Source organism: Microbispora sp. NPDC046973 (assembly GCF_040644495.1).
Taxonomy (GTDB): domain Bacteria; phylum Actinomycetota; class Actinomycetes; order Streptosporangiales; family Streptosporangiaceae; genus Microbispora.
In genome coordinates, this window is the sequence record NZ_JBEYWQ010000001.1 from 406,167 (window position 1) to 421,357 (window position 15,191).

Annotated in this window: 15 protein-coding genes; 10 read left to right on the top strand and 5 right to left on the bottom strand. The window is 72.0% G+C overall.

The window, feature by feature from the left end:
- Nucleotides 1-48: 48 nt before the first annotated feature.
- Together ABZ860_RS01965 and ABZ860_RS01970 are read left to right on the top strand one after the other, a co-directional pair.
- Nucleotides 49-873, top strand: coding sequence for an NUDIX hydrolase (locus ABZ860_RS01965; RefSeq protein WP_357213700.1), 825 nt, complete (start codon nt 49-51; stop codon nt 871-873).
- Nucleotides 870-1,673 carry an MBL fold metallo-hydrolase gene (locus tag ABZ860_RS01970; RefSeq protein WP_357213703.1) on the top strand — a complete coding sequence of 268 codons (804 nt, stop codon included), beginning with the start codon at nt 870-872 and terminating at the stop codon, nt 1,671-1,673. Before ABZ860_RS01965 ends, ABZ860_RS01970 begins: the two co-directional genes overlap by 4 nt.
- Nucleotides 1,674-1,680: 7 nt before the next feature.
- On the opposite strand, the gene ABZ860_RS01975 is transcribed toward ABZ860_RS01970, so the two are convergent.
- On the bottom strand, nt 1,681-2,361 hold the full coding sequence (locus ABZ860_RS01975; RefSeq protein WP_030506761.1) for a Crp/Fnr family transcriptional regulator: 681 nt from the start codon (nt 2,359-2,361) through the stop codon (nt 1,681-1,683).
- Nucleotides 2,362-2,702: 341 nt separating this feature from the next.
- On the opposite strand from ABZ860_RS01975, the gene nth reads away from it, so the two are divergent.
- The 4 genes from nth to ABZ860_RS01995 all read left to right on the top strand — a co-directional run bounded on the left by nth (nt 2,703) and on the right by ABZ860_RS01995 (nt 5,673).
- Entirely contained in the window at nt 2,703-3,440 is a 738-nt protein-coding gene (gene nth / locus ABZ860_RS01980) for an endonuclease III (protein ID WP_142561736.1), read from the top strand.
- A 99-nt stretch (nt 3,441-3,539) separates the two neighbouring features.
- Nucleotides 3,540-4,193: a CoA pyrophosphatase gene (locus tag ABZ860_RS01985; protein WP_319018358.1), complete on the top strand. Its 654-nt coding sequence runs from the start codon at nt 3,540-3,542 to the stop codon at nt 4,191-4,193.
- 88 nt (nt 4,194-4,281) lie between these two features.
- Nucleotides 4,282-5,472, top strand: a complete 1,191-nt coding sequence (locus ABZ860_RS01990) for a MarP family serine protease (protein ID WP_357213707.1) — start codon at nt 4,282-4,284, stop codon at nt 5,470-5,472.
- Nucleotides 5,473-5,517: 45 nt separating this feature from the next.
- A complete protein-coding gene (locus ABZ860_RS01995) occupies nt 5,518-5,673 on the top strand; it encodes a LuxR C-terminal-related transcriptional regulator (RefSeq protein WP_357213710.1) in 156 nt (51 codons plus the stop codon).
- A gap of 64 nt (nt 5,674-5,737) precedes the next feature.
- On the opposite strand, the gene ABZ860_RS02000 is transcribed toward ABZ860_RS01995, so the two are convergent.
- The 4 genes from ABZ860_RS02000 to acs form a co-directional block, all read right to left on the bottom strand.
- Nucleotides 5,738-6,124, bottom strand: coding sequence for a DUF309 domain-containing protein (locus ABZ860_RS02000; protein WP_357213712.1), 387 nt, complete (start codon nt 6,122-6,124; stop codon nt 5,738-5,740).
- Nucleotides 6,125-6,616: 492 nt separating this feature from the next.
- Complete coding sequence (locus ABZ860_RS02005) at nt 6,617-7,537, bottom strand: alpha/beta hydrolase (protein WP_357213715.1); 921 nt, start codon at nt 7,535-7,537, stop codon at nt 6,617-6,619.
- Nucleotides 7,527-8,030 carry a phage holin family protein gene (locus tag ABZ860_RS02010; protein WP_357213717.1) on the bottom strand — a complete coding sequence of 168 codons (504 nt, stop codon included), beginning with the start codon at nt 8,028-8,030 and terminating at the stop codon, nt 7,527-7,529. Before ABZ860_RS02010 ends, ABZ860_RS02005 begins: the two co-directional genes overlap by 11 nt.
- A gap of 277 nt (nt 8,031-8,307) precedes the next feature.
- The gene (gene acs, locus ABZ860_RS02015; protein ID WP_357213719.1) at nt 8,308-10,284 is read right to left on the bottom strand and encodes an acetate--CoA ligase; all 1,977 of its coding nucleotides are present in this window, start codon (nt 10,282-10,284) and stop codon (nt 8,308-8,310) included.
- A gap of 260 nt (nt 10,285-10,544) precedes the next feature.
- On the opposite strand from acs, the gene ABZ860_RS02020 reads away from it, so the two are divergent.
- From ABZ860_RS02020 to ABZ860_RS02035, 4 genes are all read left to right on the top strand, one after another.
- The gene (locus tag ABZ860_RS02020; protein ID WP_357213722.1) at nt 10,545-11,321 is read left to right on the top strand and encodes an oxidoreductase; all 777 of its coding nucleotides are present in this window, start codon (nt 10,545-10,547) and stop codon (nt 11,319-11,321) included.
- A gap of 856 nt (nt 11,322-12,177) precedes the next feature.
- On the top strand, nt 12,178-13,266 hold the full coding sequence (gene ssd, locus ABZ860_RS02025) for a septum site-determining protein Ssd (protein ID WP_357213725.1): 1,089 nt from the start codon (nt 12,178-12,180) through the stop codon (nt 13,264-13,266).
- On the top strand, nt 13,263-14,441 hold the full coding sequence (locus tag ABZ860_RS02030) for a TadA family conjugal transfer-associated ATPase (RefSeq protein WP_357213728.1): 1,179 nt from the start codon (nt 13,263-13,265) through the stop codon (nt 14,439-14,441). Before ssd ends, ABZ860_RS02030 begins: the two co-directional genes overlap by 4 nt.
- On the top strand, nt 14,438-15,178 hold the full coding sequence (locus tag ABZ860_RS02035) for a type II secretion system F family protein (protein ID WP_357214717.1): 741 nt from the start codon (nt 14,438-14,440) through the stop codon (nt 15,176-15,178). The genes ABZ860_RS02030 and ABZ860_RS02035 overlap by 4 nt, the downstream gene beginning before the upstream one ends.
- The last annotated feature ends 13 nt before the right edge of the window (nt 15,179-15,191 follow it).

The window sequence follows — 15,191 nt, forward strand, 5'->3', positions numbered from 1 at the left end:
GGGGAGCATGGGGGGCCGGTTGACCCGAGTGTTGTTCTGGAGGGCCTCATGGGGTTTCCGCTGCCCGGCGAGGTCGGCGAACGGGCGCGGGAGATCCTCGCCGGCCGCCTGGCTCCCGTCCCCGCCAGGGACGCGGCCACGGTGGTGCTGCTGCGGGACGACCCCCTGGAGGTGTACCTCCTCAGGCGCAAGGCCACGATGGCCTTCGCCGCCGGCGCCTACGTGTTCCCCGGCGGATCGGTCGACCCGCGGGACGCCGACCACACCGTGGCCTGGGCGGGCCCGTCGCCCGCCGAGTGGGGCGAGGTCTTCCGGGCCGACGAGAGCACGGCCCGGGGCCTCGTCTGCGCGGCCGTACGCGAGACGTTCGAGGAGTCGGGCGTGCTCCTGGCCGGGCCGGGCCCGGACACGGTGGTGACGGACACGACCGGCCCGGACTGGGAGGCCGACCGCCTCGCGCTGATCGCGCGCACGCTGTCGTTCGCGGAGTTCCTCGACCGGCGCAGACTCGTGCTCAGGTCCGACCTGCTCAAGGCGTGGGCGCACTGGATCACGCCCGTCGTGGAGCCCCGGCGCTTCGACACCCGCTTCTTCGTGGCGGCCATGCCGCCCGGGCAGCGTACGCGTGACGTGGGCGGGGAGGCGTCCGGGGTGGCCTGGATGCGACCGCGTGACGCGCTGGCCGCCGCGAGGGCTGGAGCGGCCCACATGCTGCCGCCCACCTTCCGGACGCTGGCCGAGATGGCGGCGTTCGAGTCGGCCGGCGACGTGCTCGCCTGCCCCCGCTCGATCACGACCGTCCTGCCGGAGGCCGCCGAGGTGGACGGGCAGATGGTGCTGATGATCCCCGAGACAGGAAGGGCGGCCGAGTGAGCGGTCTGCGCATCCCCGGACCGGACGCCTCCGGCGGTCTTGACGGCGCCGGCACGGCGAGCGCCGTGAACGTGCTGGCGCCCAACCCGTCGCCGATGACCCTCGACGGCACCAACACGTGGATCGTCGGCGGGACGGACGCCGTGCTGGTCGTGGATCCCGGCCCGGACGACGAGGCGCACCTGCGGCGGGTCGCCGAGCGGGTGGACGGCCGCAGGGTGACCGCCGTCCTGCTCACGCACGGCCACCCCGACCACAGCGAGGGCGCGACGACGCTCGCGCGGATGCTCGGCGCGCCGGTGCGGGCGCTCGACCCACGCCTCCGCCTGGGCGAGGAGGGCCTGGCCGACGGCGACGTGGTGACGGCGGGCGACGTGGAGGTGCGGGTCGTGGGCACGCCCGGGCACTCGTTCGACTCGCTGTGCTTCTGGCTGCCCGGCGACCGGGCGATGCTGACCGGTGACACGATCCTCGGCAGGGGGACGACCGTCATCGCCCCCGACGGGGACCTCGGCGACTACCTGCGCAGCCTGGACCGGCTCAGGCAGGGCGCCGAGATGCTGGAGGCCATGGTGCTGCTGCCGGGTCACGGGCCCGTCCTGCCGGACCCCTCCGGGGTGCTCGACGCCTACATCGCCCACCGGCGCGAGCGGCTGGAGCAGATCCGCGAGGCGATCCGCAGGGGCGCCAGGGACGCGCGTGAGATCGTCGAGATGGTCTACGCCGACGTGGACCGGTCACTGTGGCCGGCCGCCGAGATGTCGGTGGCGGCCCAGCTCAACTACCTCAAGACGCTCTAGCTCCGCCTCAGCGGGAGCGGTTGAAGAGCCGCTCCCTGTCCATGATCACCACGGCCTTGGCCTCGATGCGCAGCCAGCCGCGCTGGGCGAAGTCGGCCAGGGCCTTGTTGACCGTCTCCCGCGAGGCGCCCACGAGCTGGGCGAGCTCCTCCTGGGTGAGGTCGTGGTGCACCCGGATACCGTCGTCGGTCTTCTGCCCGAAGCGGTCGGCCAGGTCGAGAAGCTGCTTGGCGACGCGGCCGGGCACGTCGGTGAAGACGAGGTCCGCGAGCACGTCGTTGGTGCGGCGCAGCCGCTGGGCCAGGGCGCGCAGCAGGTGGAGGGCGACCTCGGGCCGGCCGGTCAGCCACGGCCTCAGGTCGTCGTGGCCGAGCCCCGCCAGGCGCACGTCGGTCAGCGCGATCGCCGAGGCCGTACGCGGGCGAGGGTCGAACAACGACAGCTCGCCGAACATCTCGCCGGGGCCGAGCACGCTCAGCAGGTTCTCCCGGCCGTCCGGTGCGGTGCGCGCCAGCTTGATCTTTCCTTCGAGCACCACGTAGAGCCGGTCGCCCGTCTCGTTCTCACTGAAGAGGGTGCGGCCCTTGGGCAGCTCCACCTCGGTGATGCTCGTACGCAGAGCCGCGGCGCTCTCGCGGTCGAGCGCGGAGAACAGCGGCGCCTTGCTCAGTACTTCCTCGGTGCTCACGGTGCCTCCTTGCTGCGGGCGCGCTCGGTCGCCGGCTCCGTGCTAGCCATTGTGACCCACGCTCTCCCCGGCGCATTACGGGGTGTCCCGTTACGTCGCATGGGCATGGCTCCCGGCTCGCACTGCTGTGCGTCGTGCCTGGCGAAACAACACAATCTTGGCGGAAACCTATCCTTACGCCCATTGCGCGCTCGACCGGCCGGGTAGCCGGTCGTCCCCCTACGGGCACAGTGTATTGCGCAGCATAGGGACAAATTGGCAAATACAGGCTGCATATGTGGCATGTATGGCAAGACATGTCCTGGGCGCGGGCCGGGGACGCGAGGCCCTACGCTTGCGGCATGGCGACGAACACGGCCGCTCCCCGACGGCGTCAGCGCCAGGCCGAGACCCGCCTGGGACTCGTGCGGCGGGCGCGGCGAATCAACCGGATCCTGGCCGAGACCTATCCCGACGCCCATTGCGAGCTCGACTTCGGCAACCCCCTGGAACTGCTGGTCGCCACGATCCTCTCGGCGCAGTGCACCGACAAGAGGGTCAACATGGTCACGCCGGTGCTCTTCGCCAAGTACCGCACCGCGGCCGACTACGCCGGGGCCGACCGCGCCGAACTCGAGGAGATCATCAAGTCCACCGGGTTCTTCCGGGCGAAGGCCAACAGCATCATCGGGATGGCGCAGGCTCTGTGCGAACACCACAAGGGGGAGGTTCCGGGCAAGCTGGCCGACCTGGTCAAGCTCCCCGGGGTGGGCCGCAAGACCGCGAACGTCGTGCTCGGCAACGCCTTCGACGTCCCCGGCATCACCGTCGACACCCACTTCCAGCGGCTGACGAGGCGCTTCGGCTGGACGACCGAGACCGATCCGGTGAAGATCGAGCACGAGGTCGGCGAGCTGATCCCCAAGTCCGAGTGGACGATGTTGTCGCATCGGCTGATCTGGCACGGCCGGCGCATCTGCCACGCCAGGAAGCCCGCCTGCGGCGTGTGCCCCCTCGCCGCGCTCTGCCCGTCGTACGGCACCGGCCCGACGGACGCGGACGAGGCGCGCACGCTGGTGCGGCCGGGTCCGTTCTCGTGAGTATGCGGTGATCGGGAAGCTCGTGCGCTCTCGCGTGGTTGTACGGCACGCCTGGTCCCGCGCGTGCTTAATGTGACGACGCGGTGTGACGATGTGGAGGTGGTCGTGGCTCCCCCCTGGTTGACGGAGCTGGCCGCGAAGGCCGCGCACAGCCCTGTTCCCACCGCGTTGCGGCCGCCCGCGAACGGCGCCGGCCGCTCGGCGGCGGTGCTGTTGCTGTTCGGCGAGGGGCCCGAAGGGCCCGACATCCTGCTCATCCAGCGTAGTTCGAAGGGCCGGGTGCACGCCGGCCAGCCCGCGTTCCCCGGCGGCGGCGTCGATCCCGGCGACGACGGCCCGATCGGCGCGGCCCTGCGCGAGGCCCAGGAGGAGACCGGGCTCGACCCCTCGGGGGTCGAGGTCGTCGGGACCATGCCCGAGCTCTACGTCTGGCGCAGCGACAACCGGGTGACGCCCGTGCTCGCCTGGTGGCACACGCCCTGCGCCGTGCACGCCGCGTCTCCCGACGAGGTCGAGACCGTCGAGCGGGTCCCGGTCGCGGAGCTGGTGGACCCGGCCAACCGGCTGCGGCTGCGCCACCCCCGCGGCATCGTCCCCTCCGTGGCGTTCCGCGTACGCGGCCTGCTCGTATGGGGGTTCACCGCCGGCGTGCTGGACGGCGTGCTGACCGCGGCTGGCTTCGAGCGTCCCTGGGACCGCTCCCGAGTCGAGGATCTTCCCCCCGAGGTCGTCGACCTGGCCGCGCGGGGCTGAGCCGGCGAGGTGCTCGTACGCCGCGTATGGCGACGAGACCCGGCAGACGCCCGCACACGACGACTGGCGTGCCTATACCGTGGAAACTGTGCGCGGCGATCTTCTGGATCTCATTCTGATCGGCCTGGTGGTGGCCTTCGCGGTATCCGGTTACCGGCAGGGCTTCATCATCGGGGCCTTCAGCTTCATCGGATTCATCGGCGGCGCCATCCTGGGGCTGTTCATCGCGCCGCCCTTGGCCGGAGCGATCGTCAGCGGCGACATCGAGCGGGCCCTGTTAGCCATCGTCATCGTCTTCCTGGCGGCGACGATCGGGCAGTTCGCGTCCTCGACGATCGGCGCGGTGGCCCGCAGCCACGTCACCTGGGAGCCGGCCAAGGCCGTCGACGCCTTCGGCGGCTCGGTCGCCAGCGGTCTGTCGGTTCTGGCCATCGCCTGGCTGATCGGCTCCCTGATGGTCTCGATGAGCATCGGCCAGCCGCTGATCAAGGACCAGATCAACGGATCCGTCGTGTGGCAGACGGTCGACGAGGCCATTCCGGACGGCGTGCGGAGCATGCAGAAGCCGTTCAGGGACTTCGTCAACACCTCGGAGTGGCCGCAGGTCATCACCTCCATCGGCGGCCAGAACGTGCCCCCGCCGGACCAGAGCCTGATCAACAGCAGCCCCGCCCTCGTCCGGGCCCGCAGGGCGATCGTCAAGGTGCAGGGCACGGCCCCGAGCTGCCGCAAGCGCATCGAGGGGACCGGTTTCGTCTACGCGCGGCAGCGGATCATGACCAACGCGCACGTCGTCGCCGGGGTCACCGAGGGGCTGCGGGTCACCGACTACGAGGGCAACCAGTACGACGCCCGGGTCGTCCTGTACAACCCCGAGCGCGACATCGCGGTCCTGCTCGTCCCGGGCCTCCCGATCAACGCCCTGCGCTTCGACATGAACGCCGACAAGGGCGACAGCGCGATCATCGCCGGTTACCCGAAGGGCCACCCCTTCACCCCGCTCGCCGCGCGCATCAGGATCAAGCAGCGCGCGGAGTCGTACGACATCTACAACCAGCGCAGGGTGGAGCGCGAGGTCTACGCCATCCGGGGCAAGGTCCAGCCGGGCAACTCGGGCGGGCCGCTGCTGAGCCCGGACGGCCGGGTGTTCGGAGTGATCTTCGCCGCGGCCACGGACCAGCCGGAGACGGGATACGCCCTCACGGCCGAGGAGGTCATGCCCGACGCCAACGACGGCAGCGGCGCCGTCGTCCGCGTGGGCACCCAGGACTGCGACTAGCCAGGCGGCGGCCCTCTTCCCCCGCGTGCTCCACCCCGTTCGGAGGTGCCGCTCCACCCCACCCCGAGCAACGCGGAGATCGGCTCGGCCCTCTTCATCGCGGAGACGACCGTCAAGACGCACATCAACAACGCCTTCGCCAAGATCGGCGACCGCAACCGCACGGAGGCTGCCGTCTACGCGCGCGACAAGCTGCTCTAGCTGCGCCTGCCGTGAATCACGTGGCCGGTGCCCGAGACCGATTCCGACGACTGGGGCGGCCTCGCTACTCGGCGGGGGCCAGGCGGGCCAGGATGGCGGCGATGGCGGAGCCGGCGTCGGCGTTCCCCTCGTCGATGGCGGTCGTGACCGCGTCGGCCTCCACGGCCAGGGCCCGCAGGTGCAATCCGTAGGGGCGGGTGGAGCCGTACGCGCCGAGCCGGGCGGACCCGCGGGTCAGGAGGGCGGCGGCGCCGGAGAGGTTGCCGCGCTGGATGTGCGTCAGACCGACGCAGATCTGCGCGAGCCCCTGCCACAACTCGCGTTCCTCGTCCGGGCCGGTCTTCCAGCGGGCCTCCAGCACCTCGTGGGCGTGGAACGGCCGGCCCGCCGCGAGCAGCTTCCTGGCCTCCTCCAGCGCCTCCTCGGCGGCGGGGGCGTAGTCGTCCGGCACGCGGGGCACTCCCTCTGTGCCTCTGGGAAGCGGCCTGCCGTACTCGTCGCGAGGGCGTGCATTGCGGGGGCGACCCGCTTCGTCACGGTCACGCATGGTCTCTCCGCAGGGCGCGTGGGCGGTTCGGAGCGGCCGAAGCACCCCGGCGACTTCCGGATCACCCGGAGATCAACCAGGAAGTTGGGCCACTTCAGGGCACATTTCTACTATCTTCTGCAAGATCACGGGTACCGATCCGGCAGCCGGGGGACAGCCGCGTGGGGCGGTCACGGTGGGTGAGGCCGGCGTTCGCGGGCCACGCCCGGCGCCGCACCGCACGTCAGCGGCCGGGTTCGGCCGCGGGCTCGGGGTCGGGTTCAGCGGTCAGGTCGGGTGTCCGGCCTCAGCGGCCGGTTGCGCGTTCGGGTCGGGTGCTCGGGTTCGGCGATCGGGTTGAGCGGCCGGGTTGAGTGCCGGGTTGCGTTGGTTGAGGGCCGGGCCGGGTGCTCGGGTTCAGCGATCGGGTTCAGGGTCGGAGAGCCAGGAGACGAGCTCGGCGTTGAACTGCTCGGGGCGCTCCTCGTGCGGGAAATGCCCGGCGCCCTCGATCAGCCGCCACCGGTACGGCGCGGCCACGAACCTGCTGGAGCCCTGGGCGGTCCGCGGCAGGATGCACGGGTCGAGCGCGCCGTGCAGCTGCAACGTCGGCGCCTCGATCTCCGCGCGCATCTGGCGGGCGTAGCGGAAGCCGTCAGGGCGGAGCTGGGACCGGGCGAACCAGCGGTAGTACTCCAGTGCGCAGTGAGCCACCGTCGGGAGCCGCATCGCCTCCCGGTACACCCGGGTCGCGCCGTCGCCGGGCCACTGCGGTCCGGCCCACCTCTCGACGAGCCGGCCCACCGCGGCGCCGCCCTTGCGGGTCAGCTTCCGCTCCGGCAGGAAGGGGAGCTGGAATCCCAGGGCGTAGCGGCTGGCCTTGAGCTGCCCGAGTGGGTCGGTGAACAGCGCCGAGCGCAGGCGCAGCGGATGCGGCGCCGAGACGGGCACCAGCCGCCCCACCACCTTCGGGTCGAGGACGCTCATCGTCCAGCCCAGCAGGCCGCCCCAGTCATGGCCCACCACGATCGCGCTCGTCTCGCCGAGCGCGCGCACCAAGCCCGCCGCGTCGACGGCCAGCGTGGGCAGGTCGTAGCCGCGCGGCGGCTTGTCGCTGGTGCCGTAACCGCGCAGGTCGACGGCGACGGCCCGGTAGCCGGCCTCCGCCAGCGCCGGAAGCTGGTGGCGCCAGGTCCACCAGAACTGGGGAAACCCGTGCAGCAGCAGGACCAGCGGCCCTTCACCGGCCTCGGCCACGTGGAACCGAACACCGCCCGCGTGCACCACGCGGTGTGTCCAGGGACCGTCGACCTCGATCAGGGTCTCGTCAACCGGCATCGCTCACGGACTCCCGGTGAGCGCCCACCTGTCCGGCGGTCGGGCCCGTGTAGGGCGGCGGCGCCGGGGCCGCGGGCCGCGACGCGGCGGGGGCCGGGACCCTCTCGTGCAGCTCCTCCTCCGCCTCCTCCGGGCCCGCCAGGCCGCGCAGGCTCCGCCTGGTGCGCTTCATGCCGGTCAGCCCCTTGAGCCGGCGGTAGCCGACGAGGACCAGCAGCCCGGCCATCAGGAGGTAGAACACCGTGACGATCGTGAACGCGAGCCAGGTGGCCAGCCCCACGGCCACGAGGGCGTACGCGATCGCGAACGAGGCCAGGATCAGGCACAGGTGCCCGATGAAGGCCGCGGCGCCGAACAGCCCGGCGGCCATGCCGACCCGCTTCGCGTCGAACTTGAGCTCGGCCTTCGCCAGCTCGATCTCCGACCGCACCAGGGTCGAGATGTGATGGCTCGCCTGGGCGACCAGCGCACCGAGCGATTCGTCCTCGGGCATGAGCGATCTCCTATCTGCGACTATCAAACATCATCTCGTGCCCGTCCGCGCACCTGCACGTCAAGCCCCTTGCCTGTGGACAAGCCGGATGGATAAGCCGGTTCGAAGGACGCGACACGCGAAGACCTGCCCGCGGGCGAGCGGAATATGACGGCTCGGGCGCTCCGTACGCTCCTCGCTCGCGACGAGCCCGGCGCCGGTGCGAAGACGTGCGGAGACGCGGAAGGCGTGGACGCCGTTCGTCCACGCCTTCCTCACGAGATCAGGCGGCTCGCGATCAGTCGTCGCTCTTGGCGCTGGGCAGCTTCTCCGCGATGAGGTTCATGACGGAGCTGTCGGTCAGCGTGGTGACGTCGCCGAGCGAACGGTTCTCCGCCACGTCGCGCAGCAGCCGACGCATGATCTTGCCGGAGCGGGTCTTCGGCAGCTCGGGGACGACCAGGATCTGCCGCGGCTTGGCGATCGGGCCGAGCGTCTTGGCCACGTGGGCGCGCAGCTCGGCGGCGATGTCGTCGCTCTCCTCCGCGCTGCCGCGCAGGATCACGAAGGCCACGATGGCCTGGCCGGTCACCGGGTCGGTGGCGCCCACGACGGCCGCCTCGGCCACCTTCGGGTGGCTGACCAGCGCGCTTTCGACCTCGGTCGTGGAGATGTTGTGCCCCGAGACGAGCATGACGTCGTCCACCCGGCCGAGCAGCCACAGGTCGCCGTCCTCGTCGCGCTTGGCGCCGTCGCCGGGGAAGTACATCCCCTCGAACCGCGACCAGTAGGTGTCCACGTAGCGCTTGTCGTCGCCCCAGATGGTCCGGAGCATGGACGGCCACGGCTCGCGGACCACGAGGAAGCCGCCGCCGCCGTTCGGCACCGAGTTGCCCTGGTCGTCGACCACGTCGGCCGAGATGCCGGGCAGCGGCTGCATGGCGGCGCCGGGCTTGGCGGCCGTGACACCCGGGAGCGGGCTGATCATGATGCCGCCGGTCTCCGTCTGCCACCACGTGTCCACCACCGGGCAGCGGTTGGCGCCGATGTGCTCGCGGTACCAGACGTACGCCTCGGGGTTGATGGGCTCGCCGACCGACCCGAGCACCCGCAGGGACGACATGTCGTACTTCGCGGGGATGTCGTCGCCCCACTTCATGAACGTACGGATCGCGGTGGGGGCGGTGTAGAGGATCGTGACCTTGTACTTCTGCACGATCTCCCAGAAACGGCCGCGGTGCGGGGTGTCCGGGGTGCCCTCGTAGATCACGCTGGTCGCGCCGTTGGCGAGCGGGCCGTACACGATGTAGGAGTGCCCGGTCACCCAGCCGATGTCGGCGGTGCACCAGTAGATGTCGCTGTCGGGCTTGAGGTCGAAGACCGCGTGGTGGGTCCAGGCGACCTGGGTGAGGTAACCGCCGGTGGTGTGCAGGATGCCCTTCGGCTTCCCGGTCGTGCCGCTGGTGTAGAGGATGTACAGCGGGTCCTCGGCGTCGTGCGGCGCCGGCTCGTGCTCGGCGGGCTGGCGGTCCACGAGGTCGTGCCACCAGATGTCCCGCTCGGTGACCGCGACGTCCTGGCCGGTCCTGCGTACGACGACGACGTGCTCGACGCCGGGGCACTCGGCGACCGCCTCGTCGACCGTCGGCTTGAGCGCGCTCGGCGCGCCGCGGCGGAAGCCGCCGTCGGCCGTGACGACGACCTTCGCGTCCGCGTCGTGGATGCGGCTCTTCAGGGCGGAGGCGGAGAAGCCGCCGAAGACCACCGAGTGGATCGCCCCGATCCGGGCGCAGGCCAGCAGGGTGATCGGCAGCTCGGGGATCATCGGCATGTAGACCGCGACCCGGTCGCCCTTGCGCACCCCCAGCTCCTGCAGCGCGTTGGCCGCCTTCGCGACCTCCTTCTGCAGGTCGGCGTAGGTGATCGTACGGCTGTCGCCCTCGGGCTCGCCCTCCCAGTAGTAGGCGACCTTGTCGCCCCGGCCGGCCTCCACGTGGCGGTCGACGCAGTTGTAGGCGACGTTCAGCTTGCCGCCGATGAACCACTTGGCGAAGGGCGGCTCCCACTCAAGCGTGGTGTCCCAGCGCTCCGCCCACGTCAGCCGCTCCGCGGCGCGCTCCCAGAAGGCGAGCCGGTCCTGTGCGGCCTCCTCGTAGGCGTCCGCCGTGACGTTCGCGGCCGACGCCAGGTCCGCCGGGGGCTCGAACCGGCGCGTCTCGCTCAGCAGGTTCGACAGCGTCTCCTGGGTTTCCTGACCGGGGGTCTCGGTGGCCACTCCGTGCTCCTTCACAGCTTCTAAAGGTTGTCTCTCGTTCGGCCGCCTCGGCCAAGCTGGGGTATGTCGTGTCCCACTTCACCAGGCGAGCGGCGTCAAGTACAAGTAATCGGGGTGGGGGCGTTTTGTCCGTTTACCGCCTATAACCTGCCAACTTAGCGATAGGTGAGGAACTGACCGAGACCGGCGTCGCCTTCGTGCGCTGAACGGCCACACCTCCTCGGCGAACGACCTTCTACCGGCGGGTAGGGTCGGGGGCTGTGAGCGATCCCCTGGCCGCGATCGCCGGGCTGCCCGGCGTGCCCGAGGCCGTACAGGAGGCACGAGAGGCCGTCGACCGGCTCTACCGGCACCGGGTGCTGCGCCGGCGCAGTCCCGAGGTGTCGGCCGAGTCGGCCCTGCGTGGTGCGCGCGCCTCCGCCGCGATCGAGGGCGTCGACGTGCCGCTCGAGCCGCTGCGCATGGGCGAGGTGACCGATCCCGTCGTGCAGGGCGCGCTGCGCGCCTCGGCCGAGCTCGGCCGCCTGGCCCCCACGTGGCGCTCGGCGCCGCGGCAGGTCCTCGCCCGGCTGCACGCCCTGGCGGCGGCCGGGCTGACCGCCGACCCCGGAAGGCCCAGGACCGCGCCCACGACCGCCGATCCGCTGGGGATCGGCCCGGCGCCCGGACCAGAGGAGACCGCGGCCCGCATGTCGGCCCTCGCCGGGCTGGTCACGAACTCCACCGCGGCGCCCGCCCTCGTGCTCGCCGCGATCGTGCACGCGGAGCTGGCGGTGCTGCGTCCCTTCGGCGTGGCCGACGGCCTGGTCGCCCGCGCCGCCGAGCGGCTCACTCTGGTCGACCTCGGCCTCGATCCGAAGTCGCTCGCCGCCGTCGAGGTGGGCCACGCCGACCTCGGCGACGCGTACGCCGAGGGCCTCAGGGCCTATCTCAAGGGCACGGGCGAGGGCGTCGGCACCTGGGTGAGGCACTGCGCCTCGGCGGTCGTCCACGGCGTCCGCGAGACGACGGCGATCTGCGAGGCCATGTCCCGCTGATCCGCCCTTGCAGGCCGCCGTACGCGGCGCCGGTGCGGGCCGTGACGGGGGTCCACCGGGCCGTGTCCCCGTCTGCCGCATCGGAGTCGCGGTGTGCGGCCCTGGTGGGGACAAAGCAGACGGCGTCCCTGGTATGGAACGCCGTCGCCGGTACGCGCCACCGGGTTACCAAGCGTGCACCTGAATCTGTCGGAGCGGGTCAAGCCCGTCTCGACACGCCTCCCGCGGCTGGTCGCGCGTGGGTACCCGATGCCGTACACGGACCCGCAGGTCCGTAATCCCTTTTTACGTCCGTTTCCCCGAGATGGAAACCCCTACGTCCAAGAGCTTTACCGAGTCACCTGGGTCATTCCTGTACTTCTGTCCCCATTGATGCCGTGTGTCGGCCTGAAGAGATACGGACGGTGACTCCTCGTGGCCGCCTTCAGTACCCGTTGCGACCGCGCCTGTCGACATGCCACACTGACTTTGGGAAAAAGTTTTACTCAGATTTGGGAGGGTTCTCGACGTACCTCTCGTGATCAGGCAGCATACGGAACGGCGTGTGTAGCGTGAGGGTGCTGGAACCCTTGCCATGCCCTGGTCTCTTGTTTAAAGCTTTCTTGTAATACGGGACCGGCTCTACCCCCCCAGAGCCGGACCGCTCGGCGACCCCCGCTCTCCCCCCCGGCGGGGGTCGCCCTTTTCTTTTGATCAACTCGCCTGCGGCCGATAGCGGACGACCCGAACTGCCCCGGTCTTGTCCACAGGCCGGGCTTCGTCCACAGAACGCGATTCGCTCGCCCGCGCCGGTCGCGGCCTCTCGCATCGTGGTGCTCCCGAACGCCGAGTCGTCCCGGACGACAGGGAGACACCGATGCCACGCCCACTGGCCATAACCGACGACCACGAACTCCTCGACGATCTGCTCCGCATCGCCGCCGCCGCGGGCGTCGAACTCGACGTGGCCCACGCAGCCGCCCACGCCCGGCCGTACTGGATCCGGGCTCCGCTGGTCGTGGTCGGCAGTGACCTGGCCGAGGATCTGGCCGCCACGGGTCCGCCGCCCAGGCAGAACGTGGTCGTCGTGACGCGGACGGCCGACGACCCCGACATGTGGCGCAGGTGCGTCGCGGTCGGGGCGCACACCGTGCTGGAGCTGCCCGAGGCCGAGCGGCTCCTCGTGGAGGAGTTCGGCGACGCCGCCGAGCCCGTGACCAGGGCCGGCACAGTCCTGTGCGTCGCGGGAGGCAAGGGCGGCGCCGGCGCCACCGTTCTCGCGGCGTCCCTTGCGCTGACGGCGTCCCGCGACGGGCTGCGCACGCTCCTCGTCGACGCCGACCCGCTCGGCGGCGGCATCGACGTGCTGCTCGGCCAGGAGGAGGCCCTGGGCGCCCGCTGGCCCGACGTCGTCGGGAGGGAAGGCAGGATGAGCTTCGCCGCCCTTCAGGAGGCGCTGCCCACCTTCGGGGAGCTCACGGTGTTGTCGGCGCATCGCGGCGAGCCGGTGCGCATACCCCGGGAGGCCATGCGCGTCGTGCTCGACGCCGCGCAGCGCGGCTGCGACCTGGTCGTGGTCGACCTGCCCCGGCACGTCGGCGACGGCGAGGCCGAGGCGCTCGCCAGAGCCGCCGCGACGATCGTCGTCGTCCCCGCGGACCTGCGGGGAGCGCTCGCGGCGGCCCAGACGGTGACGCTGCTCCGGCCGGGGACCGGCGACCTGCGCCTGGTGATGCGCGCAGGGACGCTCGATCCCGACGTCGTCGCGGCCTCTCTGTCGGTCCCGTGCGCGGGCATGCTCCCGGAGGTGCGCGGACTCGTGGAGACGCTTGATCGGGGAGATCCGCCGCCGCTGCGCCGCTCCCCGTTGGGCCGCTTCTGCGGTGAGCTGCTCGAATCCCTCCTTGCCGGGCTCTCCCAGCCCGGCAGGACCGGCAGGCCGTCCGCCGGGGCAGGTGGCCCGTGACCCGTCAAGGACCGGTGACCGTTCCCGGGGTCGGCGCGGATCTGGTCGAGGCGGTCCGGGTACGGCTGTCGCAGACCGGTGCCGCCCCCAGCGAGGCCCAGGTGGCGGCGGCCCTGCGCGCGGAGCGGGCCGTGCTCGGCGACGCCGAGATCCTGGCCGTCGCCCGAACGCTGCGCGCCCATCTCATCGGCGCTGGCCCGCTCGAAGCCCTGCTGGCCGAGCCGGGCGTCACGGACGTCCTGGTCAACGGGCCGCGCGAGGTGTGGGTGGACGACGGAGACGGCCTGCGCAGGACGAGTGTGACGTTTCCCGGAGACGACGAGGTCCGCAGGCTCGCCCAGCGTCTTGCAGCGGCGGCCGGACGTCGTCTCGACGACGCCTGCCCCTACGTGGACGCCCGGCTCGCCGGCGGCGTGCGCCTGCACGCGGTCCTCCCGCCGATCGCGGCGGAGGGAACCTGCCTGTCCCTGCGGCTGCCGTCACGGCGGGCGTTCACGGTGGAGGAGCTCGCGGCGGAGGGCGGGGCCGCCGTGCTCCGCGCGATCATGGCGGCCCGGCTGGCGTTCCTGGTCACCGGAGGAACCGGCACCGGCAAGACGACCATGTTGAGCGCCATGCTCTCCCTCGCGGGTCCGGCGGAGCGCCTGCTGCTGGTCGAGGACTCCGCGGAGTTGCAGCCTCTGCACCCTCACGTCGTACGGCTGGAGGCCCGGCCGCCCAACTTGGAGGGCGCGGGCGGGGTCGGGCTGCGCGATCTCGTACGGCAGGCCCTCCGGATGCGGCCCGACCGCCTCGTGGTGGGCGAGGTGCGGGGAGCGGAGGTCGTCGATCTGCTGGCGGCGCTCAACACCGGCCACGAGGGCGGCTGCGGCACGCTGCACGCGAACAACGCCGCCGACGTGCCCGCGCGGCTGGAGGCTCTGGCCTGCGCGGCGGGGCTGTCGCGGGAGGCGGTGCACAGCCAGATCGCCGCCGCGCTCGATCTCGTCATCCACCTCGTGCGGGAGGCCGGCGGCGGCCGTCGCCGTGTGTCGGAGATCTGCGTGCTCGAACGTGGCCCGTCCGGCCTGGTGACGGCGGTTCCGGCCCTGACCTTCGAAACGGACGGCCGGGCGCGCCGGGGCCTGGCCTTCGAGGCGTTACGAGCACGCTGCCCGGCCTCGTGGCCGTCATGACGGTGCCGGGCGGGCTGGTCGCGGGACTGGTCGCGATGGTCGCCGCCGCCCTCGCCGTCTGGGTGTGGTCCGGGCCGGATTCCGGGACGACACGGCTGGCGTCGCTCACCCGGTCGCGGCGGCCTAGGGACGTGCGCAGGTCCTGGGCCGCGCTCACCCGCCGTCCACGGCCAGGGGCGACGGCGGCGGCCTGGCGTGCGGCGTCCATGGAGCTGTGCCAGAGCCTGGCAGCCGAGCTGTCGGCGGGCAGGACCCCTGGCGACGCCCTTGCTCGGGCGGTCTCCTCGGTCAGGCCGCCCGACCCGGCCGTGCTCGCCCCGGTGGTCGCCGCCGCCCGGGACGGAGGCGACGTCGCCGCGGCCCTGCTGACCGCGGCGCCCGCCCGCGGCGGCGAGGGACTGGTCCGCCTGGCCGCGTGCTGGCGGGTGAGCGTGGCCGTGGGCGGCGGCCTGACCGCACTGGTGGAACGGGTGTGCGCGTCTCTGCGGGAGGCACAGGCCCATCGAGAGGAGGTGGGCGCCCAGCTTGCCGGACCTCGGGCGACCGCCCGGATGCTGGCGGGCCTGCCCGTGCTCGGCCTGCTGATGGCCGCCGGACTCGGCATGGACCCGCTGGCGTTCCTGTTCGGCAGTCCGGCGGGGTTCGTCTGTCTGGTCGTCGGGCTCGCCCTCGACGCCGCCGGCGTCTGGTGGACCCACAGGCTCGTCGCCAGGGCGGAGGAACTGCCGGCGCCGTGATCGGACGCGCGCC

What these genes read in the sequence shown, in the direction of transcription:
- ABZ860_RS01965 (WP_357213700.1), top strand. Translation starts at nt 49, where the DNA reads ATGGGGTTTCCGCTGCCCGGCGAGGTCGGCGAACGGGCGCGGGAGATC.
- nth (WP_142561736.1), top strand. Translation starts at nt 2,703, where the DNA reads ATGGCGACGAACACGGCCGCTCCCCGACGGCGTCAGCGCCAGGCCGAG.
- ABZ860_RS02005 (WP_357213715.1), bottom strand. Translation starts at nt 7,537, where the DNA reads ATGCCGGTTGACGAGACCCTGATCGAGGTCGACGGTCCCTGGACACAC.
- ABZ860_RS02010 (WP_357213717.1), bottom strand. Translation starts at nt 8,030, where the DNA reads ATGCCCGAGGACGAATCGCTCGGTGCGCTGGTCGCCCAGGCGAGCCAT.
- ssd (WP_357213725.1), top strand. Translation starts at nt 12,178, where the DNA reads ATGCCACGCCCACTGGCCATAACCGACGACCACGAACTCCTCGACGAT.
- ABZ860_RS02035 (WP_357214717.1), top strand. Translation starts at nt 14,438, where the DNA reads ATGACGGTGCCGGGCGGGCTGGTCGCGGGACTGGTCGCGATGGTCGCC.